The sequence below is a fragment of the Streptosporangium sp. NPDC006013 genome (genome assembly GCF_040614275.1).
GTDB lineage: Bacteria > Actinomycetota > Actinomycetes > Streptosporangiales > Streptosporangiaceae > Streptosporangium.
The window spans coordinates 1-2,132 of sequence record NZ_JBEXUE010000856.1; the positions used below are offsets into that span (position 1 = coordinate 1).

Below are 2,132 nucleotides of genomic sequence, written 5' to 3' on the forward strand. Positions count from 1 at the left end.
TCGGTGCGGTCGCATCCGTGGCTGGCCGATCACGCGGTGGCCGGTACGGTGATCTTCCCGGGTACCGGTTTCCTTGAGCTGGCGGTCCGGGCGGGCGATCAGGTCGGCTGCGATGTGGTGGAGGAGCTGACGCTGACCGCGCCGCTGGTGCTGGGCGAGGACGACGCGGTCGCGGTCCAGGTGTGGGTGGGCGCGGCTCAGGAGTCGGGCCACCGGAGCGTGAACATCTACGCCCGCTCGGCGGAGGCCGCCGACGACGTGCCGTGGGTACGGCACGCCGCTGGAATGTTGGCTACCGGCGCGTCCTCTGCCATGCCGTTCGATGCCGCGGTCTGGCCGCCGCAGGGCGCGACCGCTGTCGAGCTGGACGGGCTGTATGAGGAACTGGCCGTGGGCGGGTTCGAATACGGTCCGGTGTTCCAGGGGTTGCGGGCGATCTGGCGTGGCGCCGGGGGTGAGGTGTTCGCCGAGGTCGCGCTGCCTGAGCAGACGCAGTCGAGCGCGGGTTCGTTCGGCATGCATCCGGCTCTGCTGGACGCGGCGCTGCATGCGGTGACCTTCGTCGGGCTGGACGATTCCGAGGGCGGCCGGTTGCCGTTCTCCTGGAGTGAGGTGAGCCTGCATGCCGCAGGTGCGGCGCTGCTGCGCGTCCGGCTGACCCGGACCGGTGCCGACTCGGTCACGCTGACCGCTGCGGACGCGGCTGGGGAGCCGGTGCTGTCGGCGCGTTCGCTGGTGCTGCGCCCGTTCTCGGCCGGCCAGCTCGCCGCCGCGGGTGGTGGCCAGGCGACGGAACACGACGGGCTGTTCCGGCTGGAGTGGACCACGCTATCTGAAGTCCCCGCGGCCGATCCGGTGCCGGTGGCGGTGTTCGAGCCGGATGCGCTGGGTCTTGCGGGGATGTGGGAGTCGGTCGCGGTGCTGGCCGAGGCCGGTCCGGTGCCGGGGGTGGTGCTGGTCGAGGTCGGCACCGAACCGATGGCGGATGCGGTGGCGGCGGCGCATGAGGTGACCGCTGGGGTGCTGGGCCTGCTGCAGGGGTGGCTGGCCGATGAGCGGTATCGCGATTCACGGTTGGTGTTCGTGACGCGGGGTGCGGTGGCGGCCGGTGATCGCGAAACGGTGTCGGATCTGGCGGCGGCTGCCGCATGCGGGTTGGTGCGGTCGGCGCAGTCGGAGAACCCGGGCCGGTTCGTTCTGGTGGATGTCGATGGGGAGCTGTCCCCGTCGGTGCTGGCCGGGGTGCTGGCCTCCGGTGAGCCGCAGGCGGTGGTGCGCGAGGGTGGCGTACGGGTGCCACGGTTGGTGTCGCTGGGGTCGGGGGCGGGCTTGTTGCCTCCGGCCGGTGGGGTGGCGTGGCGGCTGGGCAGCCGGGCCAAGGGCAGCTTGGACGCGTTGGAGTTGCTTGAGTTCCCGCAGGCGGCTGAGCCGCTGGGGGCCGGGCAGGTGCGAGTCGCGGTGCATGCCGCGGGGGTGAACTTCCGGGATCTGTTGGACGGGCTCAACGCGTTGGGCTGGTGGCAGGACAAGGTCGGCCTGATGGGCGGCGAGGCGGCCGGGGTGGTGTTGGAGGTCGGTCCGGGGGTGGACGGCCTGCGCCCGGGCGATCGGGTGGTCGGTCTGACCGAGGGCGGATTCGGCCCGATGGTGGTCACCGGTGCGGGCGGGTTGGCCAAGATTCCCGATGGTGTGTCGTTCGAGCAGGCGGCGACGATTCCGGTGGCGTTCCTGACGACCTATTACGGGTTGATGGATCTGGCCGGGTTGCGGGAGGGCGAGTCGCTGCTGGTGCACGCGGGTACCGGCGGGACCGGTATGGCGGCGATCCAGCTGGCCCAGCGGCTCGGTGTCGAGGTGTTCGCCACGGCGAGTCCGGCCAAGTGGGACGTGCTGCGTTCGCTGGGCATCCCGGACGATCACATCGCCTCCTCGCGCACTCTGGAGTTTGAGGAGCGGTTCGGCGGGCGCGGGATCGATGTGGTCCTCAACTCCCTGACCGGCGACTTCATCGACGCTTCCGCCCGGTTGCTGCGCCCAGGTGGCCGGTTTGTGGAGCTGGGCAAGCTGGACATCCGTGACCAGGAGCAGTTCCCGGGGCTGACCTATCGCTGGTTCGACATGCTGGACGCGGG

The 2,132-nt window shown here is 71.1% G+C and carries 1 protein-coding gene; it reads left to right on the forward strand.

Annotated elements, in window-relative coordinates:
- The coding region (locus ABZ260_RS50355; protein ID WP_355632889.1) for a polyketide synthase dehydratase domain-containing protein at positions 1-2,132 on the forward strand (2,132 nt) is incomplete at both ends.